Genomic DNA, 20476 nt, shown 5'->3' with positions numbered 1-20476 from the left:
ACGGTGCTGGCTGGAGAGCGGATCTACGGAGCCTCGGGACCGACGGGGCCCACGGGGTGACAGGGGGAGGCACGATGCCCGGAACCGTGCTGCTGCTCGCGGCCTCGCCGGTGGGCCGGGGGCGCCTGGTGGACGCGGCCGGTGTCCTGCCGGTGCTGGCGGCCGTCGCCCCCGCCGTGCTGTCCGGCGCCGACACCGCGAACGTCGTGGAACTCGCCGACCCGCTGGAGCCGCAGGCCGTCCTGACCCGGCTGCGGGCCGCGGCGGCGGCGCCCGGACCGCTCACCGTGTACCTCACCGGGCAACTGCACCTGGACCGCCGCCAGCACCGGCCCCACCTGGCCCTGGCCCGTACCACGGCGGCCACCGTCCGCTACACCGCGCTGCCCTGGCACTGGATCCGCGAGGAACTGCGGCTGCGCTCGGCCGCGGACACCGCGCTCGTGGTCGATCTGCACGCCGACGCCGAGACCTGGAAGCACATCACCGAGCGCGGCCTCGACTGCGGCCCGTACACCGCGGTGTACGGCCGTGTCGCCCCGCCCGCCCGGCGGGGCCTGGCCGAGCCGGTGTACATGAAGACGGTCGCCACCCTGCTGCGCAGCGGCCACCGTCCCCCGCTGGGCACCCTGCACGAGCAGGCCCTGAGCCGGATCCCGGAGGAGACCCGGGGCAACTTGCTGCTGGCACACCCGGGAGGCCGGGCGGTGGGACCGGCAGCGCCGCCGGCTCCGGGAGGCCAGGCGGTGGGCGGGGCAGCACCGCCGGCCCCGGCCGGGCTCGCCGTACCGCCCGGCGCGGGGCCGGCCGGCGGGGTGCCGGGATCGCAGGTGCCGGGGTTTCCAGCGCCGGGACCGTCGGGGCCGGGACCGTCGGAGCCGGGGCTGTCGGGGCCGGGGCTGCCGACGCCGTGGGGTCCGGCCGCAGACCGGCCCGACGACGGGCTCGACGACGGGCTCGGCGATCCGTCCGGGGACCGCCTCGACGGCCGCCCCGGTGATCCCTTCCCCGTCCCGTCCGGCGAGCCGGCCGACCGGCCGCCCGTCGGTCCCGATCCGCACGCCGCCATCAGCGCCGCCGTTCAAGGTGGTCTGCACGGCGAGGCGGACGGGCTGGCCGCGCGGTACGAGGAGGCCGCCGTGCGGGCGTACGGTGCCGGGTCCGAGGAGGCGTTGCACTGGCGGGAGGTGCGGGCCGATCTGGCGATGTTCGCCGGGGACCCGGTGCGCAGTTGCCGGGCCTGGCTCGCGGTGGCCGAGGCGCGGCTGGCCGCCGGGCAGGCGGCGGACGCGCCCGCCGTGGAGGCGGCCGTGGACCGTGCCCACCACCAGTGGGGTCGCATCGACGATCCCGCGCGGGCCCGCGAACTCGGCCCCGCGCTCGCGCGGTTGCGCCTCAGGGTGCCCGGACGCAGGCGCGGCGCGCTGGAGAACATCCAGCGGCAGCTGGGCCGGCTCCAGGCCGCACCGTAGGCCGCGAGCCCGCGCTCAGGCCGTCCAGGAGAAGACGGCCGCCATGCGCTGGTCCGACGGGGCCGGCCGGTGTGACAGGTCGCGCCGGGCCCCGGGCCGGCGCGGTTCTTCACCCCGCGCACTGAGACGGACCGGCCCCGCGTCCGTACCGCTTGGGTGTCCGGGCCCGCGTACCGCCGTGCGTCCGGGCCGACGACGGAAGATCCCCGGCAGGAGGCATGGTGCGCTTTTCGCGGAACGCGACCGGAACGCTGTTCGTGGGCGGTGCGATGGCCCTGACCCTCGCCGCGCTCGCCTACCCGGCCATGCTCGGCCTGAGCCAGGTCTCCGGCGCCCCGGACCGTGTCATCGCGAGCACCCGGTGGGGGCCGCTGACCGAGCAGGACCGGGACTTCGTGGTGAAGGTGCGGGCGGCGGGGCTGTGGGAGTACCCCGTCGGGCAGATCGGGCTGCGCAAGGGCGGCTCCGAGGCGGTGATCACGGCCAGCCGGCACCTGGTCGACGGACACGCGGCGCTCGACACCACCTGCCGCGCGATCGCCCCGCTGCTGAACATCACGCTGCCCGACGAGGCGAGCCCCCAGCAGCGGGGCTTCGTGCGGCAGCTGGACGGGGAGAGCGGCAGGCGGTTCGACACCGACTTCGCCAACATCCTGCGGATGACGCACGGTTCCATCTTCAACACGGTGGCGAAGATCCGGTCCACCACGAAGAACTCGCTGGTGCGGGCCCTGGCCGACCAGGCCAACGACACCGTGCTGGACCACATCTCCATGATGGAGAAGACGGGCCTGGTGGACTTCGACCGGACCCTGTTCCAGCAGACCACCTCGCCCAAGCTGCCCGACTCCGACCTGACCCCGCCGCCCCCGGCCGCCGGCCGGCCGGAGGTGGTCCTCACCCCGCCGCCGTCGGCCACCTCCACCCCGGTGGACATCGACGCCCTCGCGGGCGGCGGCACCGGGGCGGGACCGAGCCCGGCCCCGCCGGCCGGCTAGCCGCGGCGCGGCCGGGCGGTCCTAGGCCAGCCACACGGTGGTGTCCGGCGGCAGCACCCCGCCGCCGGGCAGCGGGGTGCTGCTCAGCAGGACCTCGCCGGGCGGCAGCGGCACCGGCTCGGTGCCCAGGTTGGTGACGCTGCGCCAGGCCTCGGTGCGGGTGAAGTCCAGCACGCCGGCCGGGGCGCCCGGGGTCCAGGTCAGCGTCTCGCCGTCCAGCAGCTTGCGGCGCAGCCGCAGGGCCGTGCGGTACAGCTCCAGCGTGGAGCCCTCCACACCGGCCTGCGCCTGGACCGCGTAGCCGGCGAAGGACGCGGGCTGCGGCAGCCAGCCGGCGCCGGGCCCGAAGCCGTAGGACGGCCCGGACGTCGTCCACGGCAGGGGCACCCGGCAGCCGTCGCGGCCCTTGCGGGTGTGGCCGGTCTGCTCCCAGATCGGGTCCTGGAGCACCTCCGTGGGCAGGTCCGCGACCTCGGGCAGGCCGAGTTCCTCGCCCTGGTACAGATACGCCGAGCCGGGCAGCGCCAGCATCAGCAGGGTCGCCGCCCGGGCCCGGCGCAGCCCGGCGGCCGGATCGACGGCGGGCGCCGCGCCGTGGGCGAGCAGCCAGGACTCCGGGTCGGTGCCGGGCGGCAGCATGAGCCGGGAGGCGTGCCGTACGACGTCGTGGTTGGACAGTACCCAGGTCGCGGAGGCACCGGCCGCGCGGGCCGTGGCCAGCTCGCCGGCGATGATCTCCCGCAGCTCGTCCGCGTCCCAGCGGGCCTGGAGGTACTCGAAGTTGAAGGCCTGGCCGAGTTCGTCGGGGCGGGCGTACAGGGACCGGCGGCCGCCCGGGACCCAGGCCTCGGCGACGGCCATGCGGGGCGGGCGGTAGGCGTCGAAGATCTTGCGCCAGTCGCGGTAGATCTCGTGCACCTCGTCCCGGTCCCAGTACGGGTGGCTGCCCGGCGGCAGGTGCAGCAGGGCCGCCTCGCCGGCCGTGCCGAGGGTGCCGAGGTCCCGCAGCGGCTCGGTGAGGTCCTTGGCCAGGCCGTGCGCGACGTCCACGCGGAAGCCGTCCACGCCCCGGTCGCACCAGAACCGCAGGGTGGTGCGGAAGTCGGCGCGGACCTCCTCGTTGTCCCAGTTCAGGTCGGGCTGCTCGGGGGCGAACAGGTGCAGGTACCACTCCCCGTCGGCCACCCGCTGCCAGGCGCTGCCGCCGAACACCGACTGCCAGTCGGTGGGCGGCAGTTCCCCGTGCGCGCCGCGTCCCGGCCGGAACACGTACCGCTCGCGGGCGGCCGATCCGGGCCCGGCGCGCAGCGCCTCCCGGAACCAGCGGTGCAGATGGGAGGTGTGGTTGGGGACGATGTCCACGACGACCTTCAGGCCCAGCCGGTGCGCCTCGCCCACCAGGGCGTCGAAGTCGTCCAGCGTGCCCAGGCGTTCGTCGACACCGCGCGGGTCGATGACGTCGTAGCCGCCGTCGGCGAGCTCGGAGGGGTAGAAGGGGCTCAGCCACAGGGCGTCGACGCCGAGCGTGGCGAGGTGCGACAGCCGCTGGGTCAGGCCCCTGAGGTCACCGAGACCGTCACCGTCGGCGTCGGCGAAACTGCGGGGATAGATCTGGTAGATGACGGCCTGGCGCCACCAGTCGGGGTTCCTGGACGAGAGGTCCGGCGGACGGTCTGCCATACGGGCTCCCATGGGACGGACGGCGGTACGGATGGGTATCTGTCCACATTGCCCGAAAGGGAACCTTTTCCGGGGCGATCAGGCGGCGCAGTGCTCCAACAGGCCCCTCACGTCCTCGTCCACCACCCGATAGCGCACCACGCGCCCCTCTTTCTCCCCCGCCACGACCCCGGCCGCGCGCAGCAGCCGCAGGGCCTGCGAGACGGCCGGGTCGTTCATGCCCGTGGCGATCGCCAGGTCCGAGACGGCCAGCGGCCCGGTCCGGTGCAGGGCGAGCAGCAGCGCGAGCCGGTTGGCGTCGGCCAGCAACGAGAAACGGTCGGCCCAGGTGCGCAGACGCCCCGCGTCGCCGATCGCGGCGATCGCCTCGCACACCCGGTGACCGTCGATGGTGCGACGATCGGCCCGGTCGGCAGGAACGAGATGCATGCCCCCATCCTGGCAGGCGGCGATGTGATCTTGCATACCTGCCCGACTGCGCAGCTATGCAGGCAACCGTGTGCCCCTCTACCGTGGGCGGGCCGTGGTGTTCGGGAAGCCGGTGTGAGACCGGAGCGGCCCTCGCCACTGTGATCGGGGAGTTCCCGTTCCGTCCGGCACCCGCCGGGCCACTGGTCGAAAGGCCGGGAAGGCAGGAACGGCGGACGCGTGACCCGTAAGCCAGGAGACCGGCCACGGCAGCTCACGAAGTGATCCACGAGGTGCTGGAGCGTGAACCCGATGGCTGATGCCGCTTCTTTCCGCTGGCGACGCGAGGACACCGTCAAGACGGCGGGGCTGCTGGTGGTGATCCTCGCCCTGCATGTCGTCGCCTTCGGGATTCTCTGTCTGCTGGTCGCCCCGCGGCACTTCGAGGTCGGTTCACAGGTGTTCGGCGTGGGGCTGGGCATCACCGCCTACACCCTCGGCATGCGCCACGCCTTCGACGCCGACCACATCGCGGCGATCGACAACACCACCCGCAAGCTGATGGCCGACGGCAAGCGGCCGGTGTCGGTGGGGTTCTGGTTCGCGCTCGGGCACTCCAGCGTGGTCGTGCTGCTGGCCCTGCTGATCGCGGGCGGCACCTCGCTGGCCGGGAAGGTGATGAACGAGGGCTCCACCACCCACCAGGTGCTCGGGGTGGTCGGTACGACGATCTCCGGGTCCTTCCTCTACCTCATCGCCGCCCTGAACCTGGTCGCCCTGGCGGGCATCCTGAAGGTGTTCCGGGCGATGCGCGCGGGCGGGTACGACGAGACGGAGCTGGAGAGGCACCTGGAAGGCCGCGGGTTCATGAACCGGCTGCTGGGGCGGCTGACGAAGTCCGTGTCCCGGCCGGGGCAGATGTACCCGCTGGGCTTCCTGTTCGGCCTCGGCTTCGACACGGCCACCGAGGTCAGCCTGATGGTGATGGCCGGCTCGGGAGCGGCGGCCGGCCTGCCCTGGTACGCGATCCTGTGCCTGCCGCTGCTGTTCGCCGCCGGGATGAGCCTGTTCGACACCCTCGACGGCACGTTCATGAACTTCGCCTACCAGTGGGCGTTCGCCAACCCCGTCCGCAAGGTCTTCTACAACCTCGCCATCACCGGTCTGTCCATCGCCGTGGCCTTCTTCATCGGCACGATCGAACTGGTCGGCGTGCTGCACGAGAAGGCCGGCCTCAGCGACCCGGTGACCGGCTGGGTGGCCGGGCTGAACCTGGACAGCGTCGGCTATCTCATCGTCGGCCTGTTCGTGGTGGTGTGGGCGGCGGCGCTGGCGTACTGGCGGCTGGCACGGGTGGAGGAGCGCTGGTCGGTGCGGGCGGCGCCGTCCGACTGAGGCGGCGGGCGAGCGCGGCACAGACCACCAGCTGGAGGGTGTGGTAGAGCATCAGCGGCAGGACGGTCATGGCGACCTCGTCCGCGGGGAACAGCACGGAGGCCATCGGCAGCCCGCTGGCCAGGCTCTTGGTCGCCCCGCAGAAGACCGCCGTCACCCGGTCCTCGCGGGGCAGCCGCAGCGCCCGCGCGGAGCGGTCGGCGAGCAGCAGCGCGGCGGCGAGCAGGACCGCGATCAGCACGCCGAGCAGGACCAGGCGGCCGGGGGACACCCGCTGCCAGATGCCGGTGGTCATGCCCCGGCTGAACGCCGCGTAGACGACGAGCAGGATGGAGCCCCGGTCGCAGAGCCCGATCACCTTGCGGTGCCGGCCGAGCCAGCCGGAGATCCACCGCCGCACCGCCTGTCCGGCGGCGAACGGCAGCAGCAATTGGACGGCGATGTCGACGAGTTGACCCGCGCCGATCGGGATTCCGCCGCCCTCGCCGCCGCCGATCAGCGCGACGGCCAGCACCGGGGTGAGCACCACGCCCAGCACCGTGGAGAAGGACGCGGAGCACAGGGCCGCGGCCACGTTGCCGCGGGCCAGGGAGGTGAGGGCGATGGAGGACTGCACGGTGGACGGCAGCACGGCCAGGAAGAGGACACCGGCGGTCAGTTCGGCGCCGAGCCACCCGTCCGGCAGCAGCCGCGCCGCCAGGCCGAGCAGCGGGAAGGCGGCGAACGTCAGGGCGAGCACCGGGAGATGCAGCCGCCAGTGCCGTACGCCGTCCAGCGCGGCCTGCGGGGAGAGCCGGGCGCCGTAGAGGAAGAACAGCAGGCCGATCGCCAGCTTGGTCAGCCACGAGACGGCCTCGGCCGCCGTGTCCTCGGCCGGGACGAGCGCGGCGATCCCGATCGCGCCGAACAGCGCGACGATGTACCAGTCGACACGGCGCGCCAGACCGCGGACCGAGCCTGTGAGCGTCTGAGACATGCGCTCCTGCCTTGGAAGCGGGTGGCATGGGACGGGGGATGCCTCTGTGGGCCTCACCCATGGGTTTCGTCCATGGGGTTCGTCCATGGGGTTCGTCAACCGGTGGGGCCCGCGTGCCGGCGGCGCGCGGGCCCCTGTGGTGGATCAGGTCACGCCGGGGTGTGCACGTGGTGCCGGCTGATGTTCTTCTCCAGCAGGGCCAGGCACTCGGCGACCCCCACGCTGTCCGGCCCGGTCTGCGGCAGGCGGCCGTCGGCCTCCTTCAGCTCGGTCAGGGCCCGGTCGATGGCGGTCTGCGCGGCGAACAGGCAGGGCGTGCTGTAGATGGCGACGTCGACGCCCAGGTCGGACAGCTCGCTCAGCGACAGCCGCGGCGACTTGCCCCCGGCTATCTGGTTGAACAGCAGCGGCTTGTCCCCGATGACCTTGCGCACCTTGTGGATCCAGTCCACGCTGCGGACCCCGTCGACCAGCACCACGTCGGCGTCGGTCGCGGCGAGCGCCTTGGCGCGGCGCAGGATCTCGTCCTCCTCGGTGGCGTCGGTGCGGGCGACCACCACCAGGTCGCGGCGGGACTGCAGGACCAGTTCCAGCTTCTCCAGGTACTCCTCCAGCGGGAGTATCTGCTTGCCGTCGACGTGTCCGCAGCGCCGGGGCCGCTTCTGGTCCTCCAGGATGACGCCGGAGGCGCCGACGGCCTCCAGGTTCTGCACGACGTGGCACGCGGTCTCCGGGTCCACGTAGCCGTCGTCGATGTCCACCAGCAGGTGCTGCGCGGGGAACGCCATGCGCAGGCGCTGGACGAAGGCGATGATGTCGGGCCAGGCGATGAAGCCGATGTCGGGCAGGCCGTAGTGGGAGGCGGCGAAGCCGAAGCCGGAGACGAACATGCCGTCGTAGTGCTGCGCCGCGACGGACGCGGAGAACATGTCGAAGACGCCGATCAGAGGGGTGGTGCCGTCCGAGTGAATGGCATCGCGTAGCCGGTTGGGGTGGCTCACGGTATCCTCCGTGGTTGCTGGTTGCGTGGGCTGTGCGCCGCTGCGACCGTCTGCCCGCCAAAGCTGTTGGCCGCGCGGCATGTTCCGCACCAGACCGGCCGGGTGCCCTTCCTCGTGAGAGGCGCCCGGTCTACAGCTGTCCAGCCCGGTGGCCCGAAGATTAGGAAACCCTTTGCCGAGCCACAACCATCTCTTTGCGTTCGCGGTCTGAAACGTGCCGTTCCGGAACGCCCGTTCAGGCACATGAACGCCTGCTCACCCATGTGATCGACCGGCTCCCGACCGGACCGAGGGGCCGTACGATGGCCGAATCGGGTCTCCCCGACGAGCCGGACACCCTTTTTGTAAAGGGCGTTGCATTGATCCGGCTCGGGTGAGGGGCGTTGCCGCGGCCCGGCCCGGCGGACGCTAGGGCCGTGCCACCGTCTCCAGGTACAACTTCACGTACCGCTCCACGTCCACGTCCAACGCCACGTCCACCAGGGCCCGTTCGGAGTCGTCGGCGTGGAACTCGGCCTCGCCGGGGCCGGGCCGGAGGTCCACGACGGTCTGGCCGCGGGCCGGGCCGGGCGCCAGGCAGACCTCGACCGGCAGCAGCCGGGTGGTGAGGCCCGCCGGATCGGCCACCGCGCACACCGCGCCCGCGTCACCGAGGCCGCCGGCCTCCTCCGCTCCCGGCGCACGGCCCTGCCGGGTCGGCCGGCACGCGAGGAGGTCCCCGGCCAGCCGGGCGCCGGGCTCGTCGCTCGCGCGCAGCCGGCGCACCTCGGCGCCGGGTACGACGACCCGCCGGAAGACGTCCAGGCCGTACATGGTGATCGGCACCCCGGCCGTCAGCAGCACCGCCGCGGCCTCCGGGTCGTGCCAGACGTTGAACTCGGCGACCGGGGTGGCGTTCCCGGTGGTCACCGCCCCGCCCATGAACACGATCCGCTCGATGTTCCGGGTGACCTCCGGGTGGGTGCGCAGCAGCAGCGCGATGTTGGTCAGCGGGGCGGTCGGAACCAGCGTCACGGGGCGCGGGCAGGCGAGGATCTCCCGGCGCAGCAGGGTGACCGCGTCCACGTCCGCCGGGCCCCGGGCGGGTGCCGGCAGCCCCAGGTCGCCCATGCCGTCGGCGCCGTGCACCGGCGCACGGCGGGCCGGCTCGATCAGCGGGCGCTCGGCACCCCGCGCCACCGGGACGGCGGGGGCGCCCGCCCGCTCCAGCACGGTCAGGGTGTTGCGGACCACGCCGTCCACGCCGGTGTTCCCGGCGACACAGGTCACGGCCCGCAGATCGAGCCCCGGGTGGCGCACGGCGAAGAGCAGGGCCAGGGCGTCGTCGACGCCGGTGTCACAGTCGATGATCACGGGCACGGGCTGACCGGCCACGGCGGCCTCCTTTCCGTCCAGCCGACCTTAGAGCAGCGGGTCCCCGTCCCACAGCGCGGTGGAGTGGGCCGCCACCCGTGCGGTGATCCGGCGCAGCAGTTCCGGGGCCGGCAGCGCGCCCGGTCGCCGTCCGTCCCGCAGCCGCAGGGCGGCCAGTCCGGCGCCGGCCTCCCGGGGGCCGATCACCGCCTGGTACGGCACCAGCCGCGCGGCCCGGATCCTGGCCCCTAGGGTGCCCTGGGCGGGCCCGGCGAGTTCGGCGCGCAGGCCGGCCGCGACGGCCTCCCGGACCAGCGGCTCCGCCTGCTCCAGCTGGTCCTCGGTCACCGGCAGGACGACCAGCTGGACCGGTGCCAGCCAAGCGGGGAAGGCTCCGCCGTGGGTCTCGACGAGGTGGGCGACGGCCCGCTCCACGCTGCCGATGACGCTGCGGTGCACCATCACCGGCCGGTGCCGGGCGCCGTCGGGGCCGGTGTAGCGCAGGCCGAAGCGGGCGGGCTGGTGGAAGTCGATCTGCACGGTGGACAGGGTGGACTCGCGGCCCGCCGGGTCGGCGATCTGTACGTCGATCTTCGGACCGTAGAACGCGGCCTCGCCCGGCGCCTCCTCGTACGCCACCCCGGCCTCGGCCAGGACCTGCCGCAGCAGCGCGGTGGCCCGCCGCCACAACCCGGGGTCGGCGACGTACTTGCCGCCCGCGCCGGGCAGGGAGAGGCGGTGGCGTACGGCCTTGATGCCGAGGTCGGCGTAGGCCCGGCCGATCAGCTCCAGGGCGGCGCGGGCCTCGGCCACCGCCTGGTCCAGGGTGCAGAAGACGTGGGCGTCGTTGAGGTGGATGGCGCGCACCCGGGTCAGGCCGCCGAGCACCCCGGACAGCTCGGCGCGGTGCATGGTGCCCAGCTCGGCGATGCGCAGCGGCAGTTCCCGGTGGCTGCGGGCGCGGGAGCGGTAGATCAGCGCGTGGTGCGGGCAGAGGCTGGGCCGCAGGACGGCCTCCTCGCCGCCGAGCCGCATCGGCGGGTACATGTCGTCGCGGTAGTGGTCCCAGTGCCCGGAGATCTCGTACAGCTCCCGTTTGCCGAGCACGGGCGAGTACACGTGCCGGTAGCCGGCCCGGCGTTCGGCCTCCCGGATGTACTCCTCCAGGGCGTGCCGCACGGCCGCGCCGTCGGGCAGCCAGTACGGCAGTCCGGCCCCCATCAGCGGGTCGGTGCCGAAGAGGCCGAGCTCGCGGCCGAGACGGCGGTGGTCGGGGCGGTCGGGTCGGCCGCAGTGGTCGGGCTGGTCGGGGTGGCCGGGCTGGTCGGGGTGGCCGGGCTGGTCGGGCCGGTGGTCCATGGGTGTCCTTCCGTCGGGGTGGACGGGGGCGGACGGCCCGGGACACGCGGAAGCCCCGGGGCGTGCGCCCCGGGGCTTCGGTGCTGGTCAGGTGTCAGCGCGCCGGGACGGTCTCCGGCGTCGTCGTGCTCGACGGGCACTGCGGGGCGCGCTGCATGGACGGGACGGTAACAGGGGCCGTACGGGCCGCTCCACGGAATTTCCCCGGGTGCCCGGCGGCACACCGGCCGTACCCCTCACCCGTACGGCTCCGAGCGCTGGTGGGCCGCCCGGCCCGGTGGTGCCGTGAGACCAGGCACCCCGGCCGCCACGCAGTCCAGGAGGCACCGATGTCCCCCGCGATATCCCCGCGCGTCCCCCGCCTCCCCCGTGCCGTCGCACTGCCCCTCCTCGCCACCGGCCTGCTGCTCGGCGGCGGCTGCGCGGCCCTCGGGCTGAACCATCCGGCGAGCGCCCCGCACCCGCTGCCCACGCCCGACCGGCCGGCGCCGGCGTCCGCGGCGCCCCGGCGGGCCGACGGCTCCACGCTCAGCGACGAGCAGGCGCGGGCCGCGCTGATCACCCCGACCGACCTCGGCGCCCCCTGGACCGCCACGCGCGGTGCGGCCACCTGGCGGGACGGGCTGCTCAAGAGCCGCACCACGGCCGGGGAGTGCCAGCGGCTGCTGGACGCCCTCTACAGCGACGAACTCCTCGGCGCCCCGGCGCGCGTCGCCGTCGGCCTGGACGACACCGGCACCGAGGCCCAGCTCCGGTTCCAGATCGGCGCCCGCCGCCCGGCGGACGTCGACGCCGTGCTGGCCTGGCTGGGGGAGATGCCGGTGCGCTGCGCCCGGTTCACGGCCACCACGCAGCTGGGGCTGCTGGAGGACGTGCAGGTGCGCAGCGCCTTGCTGCCGGAGGTCGGGGACGCGCGCCAGGGGTTGCGCATCACCTGCGCCGCTACCGACCCGGAGGGGCGGCGGTCCCTGCTCACGATGGACGTGGCCGCCGTCCGGGTCGGCGAGGACGCCTTCGCGCTCACCAACGCCGGCCTGGGCGACGTACCGAACGAGGCGACCCAGGCCGCCGTCCAGATCGGCGCCCTCCGGCTGGCGGACATCCGCCGCCAGGGCCGCGCGGAGGTGTGAGGGTCACAGCGGATACCGGTCCGGGGCGGGGGTGCGGATCACAGCGGGTACCGGTCCGGGGCCGGGGGCGCGGGCCACAGCGGGGGCTGGGCCGGGGCCGGGCCCAGGGTGGTGGTGCCGGGGGCGGTGCGGTGGCCCAGGCCGGTGCGGTAGGCGTCCAGGGCGGCCTCGGTCCGGCCGGTTCGGCGCAGCAGGTCCCCCAGCAGCCGGCACAGGTCGGCGAGGTCACCGGCGGCGCCCGCGCGTTCCAGGAGGCTGAGGGCGCGCACGTAGTGCTCCTCGGCGGCCTCGGTGTCCCGGGCGTCCTCGGCGATGATGCCGAGCAGGCGGTGCGCGGCGGCGGCGTGCACGGCGCCGCGCTCGGAGGAGAAGTCCCCGAGGACCCCCTCCAGCAGCTCGGCGGCCTCCGCGGAGCGGCCCCGGCGGTGCAGCACGTCGGCGAGTTCGACGGCGGCCTGGCTGCGGTACAGGGCGGCCCTGGTCCGCGCGAGCATGGTGTGCGCCTGGCGCAACTCCGTCTCGGCCCGCTCCAGTTCGCCGTTCTGCGCGCAGACGTAGCCGCGCATCCAGTGGCAGTTGGCCAGCTCGGTGTGCAGCCGCAGCTGGGCGTACAGCTCGGCCGCCTTGGCCAGGGAGGCGTCGGCCTCGGCGACGCGGCCCTCGGCGAGCAGGGTGCGGGCGACCGAGCGGTGCATCCGGGCGATCAGCGCGGGGTCGCCGGCCCGGGGGGCGAGCGCGAGGGCGAACTCGGCGGCCTGGGCGGCGCGGGCGTGGGCGCCCATGTCCATGTACGGGCCGATGACGCTGGCGTAGAGCAGCAGCAGCGCGTCCGGGTCGTGCAGTCCGCCGCGGTTCAGTTCGTCGAGCGTGGACTCCAGGAGGTAGACGGCGTACCGGAGTTCGCCGGCGAGGTAGTGGGCGACGGCCCGGCCGCGCACCGCGGGCACCCGTACCGGCAGGGCCTGGCCGGCCAGGTGTTCCTCGGCCCGTTCGAAGCAGTCCCGCGCCTCGCTCAGCGCGCCGGTCTCCAGGGCGCATTCGCCGAGGCCGAGCAGCGCGTCGGCCTGTTCGCGCACGAGCCCGTGGGCCGCCGCCTCGGCGCGCACCAGGCCGTACTGGACGGCGGCCTCCTCGGCCCGGCCGTCGGCGAGGATTCGCTGGGCCTCGGTGAGCCGCAGCCTGAGGCCGGTGGCGAGGTGGGCGGGGCGGCCGACGGCCAGCTCCTCGAAGCTGACCCCGAGCCGGTCCGCGATGTGCCTGAGCGCCTCGTCGGAGGCCCGGACCCGGCCCGCCTCCAGGGTGGAGATGTAGGCGGGGGTGTACGCCGGTTCCGCCAGCTGCCGCTGGGTCAGCCCCCGCTGGGCGCGCAGTCGCTGCACCCGCCGCCCGACGACCTCCGGCTCGTCCCGCTCCCGCATGCCCGCCCGCCCCCCAACTCGGCCTGCCGCCCTTGCCGTTGGGCGGCGACAGCACCTAGGTTAAACGGCGGATTAAGCATGCTTGACACTCCGCTGTTGTGTTGCGAGGTCGCCGTGTCCGGACGTACATCCGCACCCTACGCATCCCACACCCGCCCCCGCGTCCGTCCGTCCGGACGGGGCTCCGCCGCCCGGGGCGTCACCGCGGCCGTGATAGCCGCGTCCGGTCTGCTGCTGGCGGCCAACGTGGGCCCGGCCGGCGCCGCCGACACCCCGCAGGCACCGGCGTCGGTGGTCCGGCAGGCGGGCGGCTGAGACCGCGGTGGCCACCCCCTGGGGGTCGCCCTTGCGAGTGGCCGGGAGCGTTCGCCCTGCGGGGAGTGACGTTGTGGGCCAATATGGGGACATTGGCCGCATCGCTCTCTTCCAAGGGGGCCTTTATGGCTGTGGACACCCCTCCGCTCGTCAAGACGTCCCGGCTCAGGAGCCGGGGCGGTCTGCTGGGCGAGTGCATGGCGGAGTTCCTCGGGACCTTCGTCCTCATCTCCTTCGGCTGCGGCGTGGTCGCGATGGCGGTCGCCGCGCTGCCCGGTTCCGGCCGGGCCGCCACCTCCACCACGATCTTCCTGGCGGCCGGTGACTGGCTGCTCATCGCCTGGGGCTGGGCCTTCGCCGTCATGTTCGGCGTCTACGTCGCCGGCGGGATCAGCGGCGCCCACCTCAACCCGGCGGTGACCCTGGCCATGGCCCTGCGCCGGGGTTTCTCCTGGGCCAAAGTGCTGCCGTACTGGTTCGCCCAGTTCGTGGGCGCCCTCACCGGCGCGGCGCTGGTCTACCTCGTCTACCACGACGCGATCAACGCCTTCGACCGCACCGTGGCCGGACCGAAGGTGAACGGGCACACGAACACCACCTTCTCCATCTTCGCCACCTTCCCGGCCCCCTACTTCCACGGTGGCGTCTGGGGCCCGCTGATCGACCAGATCGTGGGCACGGCCTTCCTGCTGATGCTGATCGCCGCCGTCATTGACCTGCGCAACCAGGCCGTGCGGGCCAACCTCGGCCCCCTGATCACCGGCCTCGTCGTCGCCGCCATCGGCATGTCCTACGGCGCGAACGCGGGCTACGCCATCAACCCGGCCCGCGACTTCGGCCCCCGCCTGTTCACCTACGCGGCGGGCTGGGGCAGCCTGGCGTTCCCGGGCAGCGTGTCCGGCGCCTTCAGCGGCTACTGGTGGATCCCGATCGTCGGCCCGCTGATCGGTGGCGCGCTCGGCATCCTGCTCTACGACCTCTTCATCGGCGACGTCCTGCTCGCCCGCACCGAACTGGCCCAGCTGCCCCCGCCGGGCCGCTCCACCCCGTCCCGCACCCGCCCCGAGCAGTGAGCACCGGCCCCTGCCCGCGGCGGCCGGCTAGGTGCCGGTCCCGGTGATGGTGATCCGGGTGCCGACGGAGGTGTGCTCGTACAGCCAGCGGGCGTCGTCGGTGCGCAGCCCGATCACGCTCAGTGTGGACGGGCGGCGCCCGGGGACGTCGGTGGCGGTGTCGTCGGCGCCGTAGAGGTAGTGCGGCTCCCGCTCGGGGCCGCTGAAGGCCATCACCCAGTCGTGCCGCCGGATCTCGCCCGTCGGCGAGACGCTGAACCGGGCGTGCCGCAGGCGTTCGGTGACCCGGGCGACCGCGGCACCGCGGAACGGCCGGTTCATACCGGGCGCGGAGATGGGGAACGTCCTTCCCCCGGCCCGCAGTTCCAGTGCCGTGAGGTCGATGCGGATGTCGTCGACGGCGGTGTCGCCGTCGGGGGACGGGGGCGGTGCCGGGGCGGTGGTGGAAGCGGTGGCGGCGGGCGGCGCGGGCCGTTCGGCGCCGCCCAGCAGGGTCGTGGCGGTGAGGACGGCCGCGCCCGCGACGACGAGGCCCGCCGACACCAGCCCGGCCCGGCGGGTACGGCGGCGCAGCACGGCCCGGCGGCGCACGGCGGCACCCGGGCCGGGCGCGGGGCGCCGGCCCTGCTCGGCGACCTCGCGCAGCGCGTGCGTCAGCCGGTCGGCGCTCTCCCCGGGCGCGGCCGGGCCCGTCGGGTCATGGGGCATGCGTGGCCTCCTTCGTCCCGGTCATGGTCTCGGCCTCCTCGGGCGACAGATGACGGGCGAGCGCGGCGCGGCCCCGGGCCAGCCGCGCCTTGACCGTGCCGGCGGGCGCGCCGGTCTCCGCGGCGATCTGTTCCACGCTCAGGTCGCACACGTGGTACAGGACCACGGCCAGCCGTTGCGCCGGGGGGAGGGCGCGCAACGCGGCGACGAGGGCGACGTGTTCCGGTCCGGGCCCCGGGACCTGTTCCCGGGGGGTGTCCTTGCGGACGAGTTCCAGCCAGCGCCGGGCGCGCCGGAACCGGCTGACCGCGAGCCGGGTGGCCACCGTGCGGATCCACGCCTCCGGCGCCTCGGCCGAGTCGAAGGACGTCCGCCGGTCCCAGGCCCGTACGAACGCCTCCTGCACGACGTCCTGCGCCTCGGCGTGGTCACCGGTGAAGGCGTAGAGCTGGCCGACCAGACGGGGGAAGGCAGCCGTGTAGAAGGCGTCGAACTCCTCCTCCGTCATGCCGGCTCCCGTGCTGTTCGTCCCGAAAGGGTGCATCCTACGGCGCGTGAGGCGCCGGAGATTTCGCCCGGTCCCGATGCAACCCGGGCGCCGCGCCGTGCGTACAGACCATGTCCGTACGCATCCCAGGGGGGACCTTCCGTGTCCACGCACGCGCATCGCTCACGTATCCCGCACGACCCGTCAGCCCGCCCGGCCACCGGCCGCCCGACCGCCGGCCACCGGGCCGTCCGCCGTCCGAAAGCCGTCGCCGGTGCCCTCGCGGCGGCCTGCGCGCTGGTGCTCGCCGCGACCGGCTGCGGGGCCACCGCCTCCACGGCCGCGACCGAGCCGGCCGTCCCGGCCGCCGCACACACCTCCACCGCGCCCCGTCCCGCCGTGCCCGCCGTCCCCGAGCCGGCCGCGCTCGCCGACGCGGAGGTCAACGTCGGCGAGGGGGCCACCGTGGGCGTGGGCATGCCGATATCCGTCACCTTCCCGCGCCCGGTGCCGCGCTCGGAGCGGGCCGCGGTCGAGCACTGGCTCGGTGTCGCCACCCAGCCCGCCGTCACGGGCGCGTGGAGCTGGGTCAAGGACCGCAACCTGTTCGACGGACAGCGCGTCGACTACCGCCCGCCGTCCTACTGGAAGCCCGGCACCCGCGTCACCCTGCGCGTCGGCAGCCACGCCGTACGGCACTTCTCCATCGGCCGTTCCCTGACCGCGACCGTCGACGTGCGCACCCACACGATGACCGTCACGGAGGACGGCAGGCCCGACACCCGCATCCCGGTCACCGCCGGCCGCCCCGGCCTGGACACCTGGAACGGCACGATGGTCGTGATGGACAAGCAGCCCAAGGTCTACATGGACTCCCGGACCGTCGGCCTCGGCGACGCCTACCACGGCTACTACGCCTGGGCCGTGCACACCACCGCGTCCGGCACCTACGTCCACCAGAACCCGGCCGCGAACACCCACGCCGGCCGGGCCAACGTCACCCACGGCTGCGTCGGCCTCGCCACCGACGGCACCGCCGAACGCTTCTACCGGCGGGTGATCCCCGGTGACGTCATCCGCGTCACCGGTTCCAAGGAGACGGTCGAGGCCGGCAACGGCTACGGCGACTGGAACCTCACCTGGTCCGAATGGCTCGCCCACAGCGCGACCCGGCACGGCGGCGACGGCCGGTGAGACGCCGAGGCACGGCGGGGGCACAGGACGAGCCGGCGGGGGCCACGGGGCGAGCCGCCTGGGCTCACAGGGCGAGCAGCAGCGCGGTCAGCGCGGTGCAGCCCGCGCACACCGCGAGCACCACGGCCAGACAGCGCCGCCGCAACTCCTGGTAGCGGTGCTCGTACTCGGCCCGCAGCGACACGCAGCGGGCCGCGACGCGCTCCAGGTCGGCGCGGGCCCGGCGCAGGCTGTCGGCGGTGTACTGCCGCTCGACCTCCTCGCGCTGGGCCGTCGTCAGCCAGTCCAGGGGCCCGGTGAACTCGCGGGCGCGCTGCTCCGCCTCCGCGACCCGGGCCTGCCACAGCAGGTAGCCCTCGACCTCGTTGCCGAGGTCGCCGCCCGTTCCGGTCCCCCGCTTGCGCAGGCCGCTCATCCGCGGGGCCGGTCGCTGGTGGCGATCTCGTAGCCCTCCTGCTCCCGCGCCGCGATGTCCGGGTGGTGCAGGTCGAAGGCCGGGGATTCGCTGCGGATACGGGGCAGGGTGACGAAGTTGTGCCGGGGCGGCGGGCAGGAGGTGGCCCACTCCAGGGAGCGGCCGTAGCCCCACGGGTCGTCCACGCCGACCGGGGTGCCGAACCTCGCGGTCTTCCACACGTTGTAGAGGAACGGCAGCATCGACAGGCCCAGCAGGAAGGAGCTGATGGACGACAGCGTGTTCAGCACGGTGAAGCCGTCGGAGGCCAGGTAGTCGGGGTAACGGCGGGGCATGCCCTCGGCGCCCAGCCAGTGCTGGACCAGGAAGGTGCCGTGGAACCCGACGAACAGGGTCCAGAAGGTGATCTTGCCGAGGCGTTCGTCGAGCAGCTTCCCGGTGAACTTGGGCCACCAGAAGTGGAATCCGGCGAACATCGCGAAGACGACCGTGCCGAAGACCACGTAGTGGAAGTGGGCGACGACGAAGTACGTGTCGGAGACGTGGAAGTCCATGGGCGGCGAGGCGAGGATGACGCCGGTCAGCCCGCCGAACAGGAACGTCACGAGGAAGCCGGCCGCCCACAGCATCGGGGTCTCGAAGGAGAGCGAGCCCTTCCACATCGTGCCGATCCAGTTGAAGAACTTCACCCCGGTCGGCACGGCGATGAGGAAGGTCATGAAGGCGAAGAAGGGCAGCAGCACCCCGCCGGTGACGTACATGTGGTGGGCCCACACCGTGATGGACAGGCCGGCGATGGCGATCGTCGCGGCGACCAGGCCCATGTAGCCGAAGATCGGCTTGCGGGAGAAGACCGGGATGATCTCGGTGATGATCCCGAAGAACGGCAGGGCGATGATGTAGACCTCGGGATGCCCGAAGAACCAGAACAGGTGCTGCCACAGCAGGGGGCCGCCGTTGGCCGGGTCGTAGACATGGGCGCCGAAGATGCGGTCGGCCGCCAGGGCGAACAGGGCGGCGGCCAGCACCGGGAAGGCCAGCAGGACCAGCACACCGGTCAGCAGCACGTTCCAGGTGAAGATCGGCATGCGGAACATGGTCAGGCCGGGGGCGCGCATGCAGATGATCGTGGTGATGAAGTTGACGGCGCCGAGGATCGTGCCGAACCCGGAGAAGGCCAGGCCCAGAATCCACAGGTTCCCGCCGAGCCCGGGGGTGCGGGTGGCGTCCGACAGCGGGGTGTACGCGAACCAGCCGAAGTCGGCCGCGCCGTTCGCGGTGAGGAAGCCGCCGACCGCGATGAGCGAGCCGAACAGGTACAGCCAGTAGGCGAACATGTTCAGCCGGGGGAAGGCCACGTCGGGCGCGCCGATCTGGAGCGGCATGATCCAGTTGGTGAACCCGGCGAACAGCGGGGTGGCGAACATCAGCAGCATCACGGTGCCGTGCATCGTGAACATCTGGTTGAACTGTTCGTTGGAGATGACCTGGAGGCCCGGACGGGCCAGCTCGGCGCGCATGATCAGCGCCATTACCCCGCCGAACAGGAAGAACGCGAACGACGTCGTCAGATACAGGGTGCCGATCGTCTTGTGGTCGGTGGTCGTCAGCCACTTCACCACGACATTGCCGGGCTGCTTGCGCCGGACCGGCAGCTCGTTCTCGTACGACTCCTCGGCCGCCGCGCCTCCGCCCTGGGGTTCGTTCAGGATGCTCACAGGTCGTCCGTCTCCCGGTCCTCGCGTCCGCCCGTGCCGTGACGGCGCTCCATCCGCCATCCTCACCGCACGGGCACGCACCAGGGGGCTTCTGAGCGCCCGATATGCGGCCGTCCGGGTGACCGATACACCCGGACGCAGCAGCGCACCGCCCGCCGGACCCCGCCGGGGCGGTCCCGGCGGCGCCGGGCCGCACACTCTGTGCGGCCCGGCACCGGGTTGCCTTTCAGGCGTTTCGCCGGACGGGGGTCAGGCGGGGTTGAGCGTCCAGGTGGACGTCGAAGCCGGCCCGCCCGCCCTGCGGCATTCAGCCCGCCCGGTCCGGTTCAGCCCGCCCAGTCCAGGAGGCGTTCGCCCGTTTCGGGGGCCCGTAGCCGGAGGAGGGACTCCTTCTCCAGCTGGCGTACGCGTTCCCGGGTCAGTCCCACCCGCTCGGCCACCTGTTGGAGGGTGCGCGGGTGCCCGTCGTGCAGCCCGTAGCGCAGGCTGAGGATCATGGCCTCGCGCGGGGCCAGCACGCCCAGCGCGTCCCGGAGGTCCTCGGCGAGCGCGCGGTACTCGGCGACCTGGGGCGCCTGGAGGACGTCGGTGGCCGGGATGAGGTCGCCGACGACGGTCTCGCCGGTGTCGTCCACGGGTGTGTCCAGGCTGATCGTCTGCCGGCCGACCCGGCGCAGCCAGGCGACCCGGTCCTCGGCGAGGCCGCTCTCCCGCGCCACCTCGTCGTCCGACGGCTCGTGCCCGATGCGCAGCTGGAGCTGCCGCTCGACCTTCGCCAGCTTCTGCAGCTGCTCCACGACGTGCATGGGCAGCCGGACGGTACGGGCGTGCTGGGCCAGGCCCCGCTCGATCGCCTGGCGGATCCACCAGGTGGCGTACGTGGAGAACTTGAAGCCCTTGGTGTGGTCGAACTTCTCCACGGCCCGCATCAGCCCGAGGTTGCCCTCCTGGATCAGGTCCAGCAGGGGCACCCCGCGGTGGGCGTGCCGTTTGGCGATCGACACCACGAGCCGCAGATTGGCCCGGATCATGTGGTCCTTGGCGTGCCGGCCGTCGCGTACGGCCGCCTCCAGCTCGTGGCGCCGGTGCGCCGGGAGCCGGTGCGCGGCGTCCCGCTCCAGTTCCCCGGCGGCGTACCGGCCGGCGTCGATGAGCCCGCCGAGGCGGACCTCGTCCTCGGCGTCGAGCAGCGGGGTCGCGGCGATCTGGTTCAGGTACTGGCCGAGCAGATCGGCCTCGTCACCGGTTTCGGGGACCCGGCTCCGCGGGCGGGCGGACCGGGCCGCGGTACGGCGGCGCTGCCGCGGGTCGGCCGTGGTGGTGCGTGCCGGACCAGGCATTGTCTCCGGCCTCCGACTCCTGTCGCTTCGGCTCTG

19 protein-coding genes and 1 riboswitch are annotated in these 20476 nt (G+C 73.7%); of the genes, 7 read left to right on the top strand and 12 right to left on the bottom strand.

All coding sequences use genetic code 11. The features are described from left to right. The first annotated feature begins 74 nt into the window (after positions 1 to 74). Together Srubr_RS30820 and Srubr_RS30815 are read left to right on the top strand one after the other, a co-directional pair. Positions 75 to 1472, top strand: coding sequence for a hypothetical protein (locus Srubr_RS30820; protein ID WP_189995151.1), 1398 nt, complete (start codon positions 75 to 77; stop codon positions 1470 to 1472). Positions 1473 to 1690: 218 nt separating this feature from the next. Continuing rightward, positions 1691 to 2470 (top strand): DUF4142 domain-containing protein, encoded by a 780-nt coding sequence (locus Srubr_RS30815; RefSeq protein ID WP_229926671.1) that lies wholly within the window; start codon positions 1691 to 1693, stop codon positions 2468 to 2470. Positions 2471 to 2491: 21 nt separating this feature from the next. On the opposite strand, the gene Srubr_RS30810 is transcribed toward Srubr_RS30815, so the two are convergent. Together Srubr_RS30810 and Srubr_RS30805 are read right to left on the bottom strand one after the other, a co-directional pair. Continuing rightward, positions 2492 to 4150: a glycoside hydrolase family 13 protein gene (locus Srubr_RS30810; RefSeq protein WP_189995152.1), complete on the bottom strand. Its 1659-nt coding sequence runs from the start codon at positions 4148 to 4150 to the stop codon at positions 2492 to 2494. Between the two features lie 78 nt (positions 4151 to 4228). Then, positions 4229 to 4579, bottom strand: coding sequence for an ArsR/SmtB family transcription factor (locus tag Srubr_RS30805; protein ID WP_181797697.1), 351 nt, complete (start codon positions 4577 to 4579; stop codon positions 4229 to 4231). Between the two features lie 78 nt (positions 4580 to 4657). After that, positions 4658 to 4841, top strand: a riboswitch (cobalamin riboswitch). A 29-nt stretch (positions 4842 to 4870) separates the two neighbouring features. Here Srubr_RS30805 and nicT point away from each other — a divergent pair. Next, positions 4871 to 5953: a Nickel transporter NicT gene (gene nicT, locus Srubr_RS30800; RefSeq protein WP_189995153.1), complete on the top strand. Its 1083-nt coding sequence runs from the start codon at positions 4871 to 4873 to the stop codon at positions 5951 to 5953. Here the strand turns inward: nicT and Srubr_RS30795 are convergent. From Srubr_RS30795 to thrS, 4 genes are all read right to left on the bottom strand, one after another. Then, positions 5850 to 6929, bottom strand: a complete 1080-nt coding sequence (locus Srubr_RS30795; RefSeq protein ID WP_203855065.1) for a bile acid:sodium symporter family protein — start codon at positions 6927 to 6929, stop codon at positions 5850 to 5852. The genes nicT and Srubr_RS30795 overlap by 104 nt on opposite strands. A 149-nt stretch (positions 6930 to 7078) precedes the next feature. Then, positions 7079 to 7930: an isocitrate lyase/PEP mutase family protein gene (locus Srubr_RS30790; RefSeq protein ID WP_189995156.1), complete on the bottom strand. Its 852-nt coding sequence runs from the start codon at positions 7928 to 7930 to the stop codon at positions 7079 to 7081. Between the two features lie 408 nt (positions 7931 to 8338). Continuing rightward, the gene (locus tag Srubr_RS30785; protein WP_189995158.1) at positions 8339 to 9304 is read right to left on the bottom strand and encodes a nucleoside hydrolase; all 966 of its coding nucleotides are present in this window, start codon (positions 9302 to 9304) and stop codon (positions 8339 to 8341) included. Between the two features lie 27 nt (positions 9305 to 9331). Further along, positions 9332 to 10642, bottom strand: a complete 1311-nt coding sequence (thrS, locus tag Srubr_RS30780; protein ID WP_189995160.1) for a threonine--tRNA ligase — start codon at positions 10640 to 10642, stop codon at positions 9332 to 9334. Between the two features lie 329 nt (positions 10643 to 10971). Here thrS and Srubr_RS30775 point away from each other — a divergent pair, with 329 nt between their 5' ends. Beyond that, positions 10972 to 11772 carry a hypothetical protein gene (locus Srubr_RS30775; RefSeq protein WP_229926672.1) on the top strand — a complete coding sequence of 267 codons (801 nt, stop codon included), beginning with the start codon at positions 10972 to 10974 and terminating at the stop codon, positions 11770 to 11772. A gap of 38 nt (positions 11773 to 11810) precedes the next feature. Here Srubr_RS30775 and Srubr_RS30770 read toward each other — a convergent pair whose 3' ends face one another. Continuing rightward, complete coding sequence (locus tag Srubr_RS30770) at positions 11811 to 13190, bottom strand: helix-turn-helix domain-containing protein (protein WP_189995162.1); 1380 nt, start codon at positions 13188 to 13190, stop codon at positions 11811 to 11813. A gap of 114 nt (positions 13191 to 13304) precedes the next feature. Here Srubr_RS30770 and Srubr_RS30765 point away from each other — a divergent pair, with 114 nt between their 5' ends. Both Srubr_RS30765 and Srubr_RS30760 read left to right on the top strand, forming a co-directional pair. Beyond that, positions 13305 to 13505: a hypothetical protein gene (locus tag Srubr_RS30765; protein WP_189995164.1), complete on the top strand. Its 201-nt coding sequence runs from the start codon at positions 13305 to 13307 to the stop codon at positions 13503 to 13505. A 125-nt stretch (positions 13506 to 13630) separates the two neighbouring features. Next, positions 13631 to 14578 (top strand): MIP/aquaporin family protein, encoded by a 948-nt coding sequence (locus Srubr_RS30760; protein ID WP_189995166.1) that lies wholly within the window; start codon positions 13631 to 13633, stop codon positions 14576 to 14578. Positions 14579 to 14605: 27 nt separating this feature from the next. On the opposite strand, the gene Srubr_RS30755 is transcribed toward Srubr_RS30760, so the two are convergent. Both Srubr_RS30755 and Srubr_RS30750 read right to left on the bottom strand, forming a co-directional pair. Further along, on the bottom strand, positions 14606 to 15286 hold the full coding sequence (locus Srubr_RS30755; protein ID WP_189995168.1) for a L,D-transpeptidase: 681 nt from the start codon (positions 15284 to 15286) through the stop codon (positions 14606 to 14608). Next, positions 15276 to 15794: a SigE family RNA polymerase sigma factor gene (locus Srubr_RS30750; RefSeq protein WP_189995169.1), complete on the bottom strand. Its 519-nt coding sequence runs from the start codon at positions 15792 to 15794 to the stop codon at positions 15276 to 15278. Before Srubr_RS30750 ends, Srubr_RS30755 begins: the two co-directional genes overlap by 11 nt. 141 nt (positions 15795 to 15935) lie before the next feature. Between Srubr_RS30750 and Srubr_RS30745 the strand changes: the two genes are divergently transcribed. Further along, positions 15936 to 16967: a L,D-transpeptidase gene (locus Srubr_RS30745; protein ID WP_229926673.1), complete on the top strand. Its 1032-nt coding sequence runs from the start codon at positions 15936 to 15938 to the stop codon at positions 16965 to 16967. A 64-nt stretch (positions 16968 to 17031) separates the two neighbouring features. Here the strand turns inward: Srubr_RS30745 and Srubr_RS30740 are convergent, their stop codons facing one another. The 3 genes from Srubr_RS30740 to Srubr_RS30730 form a co-directional block, all read right to left on the bottom strand. After that, complete coding sequence (locus Srubr_RS30740; RefSeq protein WP_189995170.1) at positions 17032 to 17382, bottom strand: cytochrome C oxidase subunit I; 351 nt, start codon at positions 17380 to 17382, stop codon at positions 17032 to 17034. Then, a complete protein-coding gene (gene ctaD / locus Srubr_RS30735; protein WP_189995171.1) occupies positions 17379 to 19100 on the bottom strand; it encodes an aa3-type cytochrome oxidase subunit I in 1722 nt (573 codons plus the stop codon). Before ctaD ends, Srubr_RS30740 begins: the two co-directional genes overlap by 4 nt. A 326-nt stretch (positions 19101 to 19426) precedes the next feature. After that, complete coding sequence (locus Srubr_RS30730; protein ID WP_189995172.1) at positions 19427 to 20440, bottom strand: sigma-70 family RNA polymerase sigma factor; 1014 nt, start codon at positions 20438 to 20440, stop codon at positions 19427 to 19429. Positions 20441 to 20476: the final 36 nt, after the last annotated feature.

Source organism: Streptomyces rubradiris, assembly GCF_016860525.1.
GTDB lineage: Bacteria > Actinomycetota > Actinomycetes > Streptomycetales > Streptomycetaceae > Streptomyces > Streptomyces rubradiris.
The sequence above is the reverse complement of the archived record's forward strand: the minus strand, read 5'-3'. Positions and strand labels throughout refer to the sequence as shown.